This window comes from Micromonospora mangrovicola, from assembly GCF_047200535.1.
Lineage (GTDB): Bacteria > Actinomycetota > Actinomycetes > Mycobacteriales > Micromonosporaceae > Micromonospora.
Window position 1 is genome coordinate 1 of the sequence record NZ_JBJZOG010000265.1, and the last position, 515, is coordinate 515.

The following is a 515-nucleotide window of genomic DNA, read 5'->3' on the forward strand; positions in this document are numbered from 1 at the left end:
CACCGGCGCCCGCAGCGAGGAGGTCCTCGCCGCCGCCGGCATCGTCGTCTCCGACGAGGGGAAGGCTCGCGCGCGCCGCCGCCTGGACGAGGCCCGGTTGCGGTGGACGGCGGAGCTCGACGCCCAGGCTCGCGAGCAGCTTGGCCTGCCGGCCCGCGCCGCGTGACCGAACCGGCCGTCCGGGTCGTCCTCGACGCCTCCGCGATCATCGCCTTCACTCGAGGGTCGATCGACGTCGGTGAGGTGATCGCCGAGGTCGCCGACGGAGAGAACTACGTGTTCGGGCTGCCGGTACTGTGCGTGGCCGAAGCCGCCCGGGTGGTCGTCGACAGGGACCGTCTGCAGCTGCTCGTCAACCACCCGATCGCCGAGGTCCTCTCGCCAGCGCCGGACAGCTGGGAGGCCCTCGCGGTCACCCTCGACACGGTCGGCAGGGTCGACGCCGCCACCGCGGTGCTCGCCGCGATCGACCTGGGCTGCAGCGTGCTGACCGGCCAGCCCGGCCTGTACGGCGG

1 protein-coding gene is annotated in these 515 nt (G+C 74.0%); it reads left to right on the forward strand.

The window, feature by feature from the left end; translation table 11 throughout:
• Positions 1 to 162: 162 nt before the first annotated feature.
• On the forward strand, positions 163 to 515 hold a 353-nt coding region (locus ACL02O_RS34400; RefSeq protein WP_412822356.1), incomplete at its 3' end, for a hypothetical protein.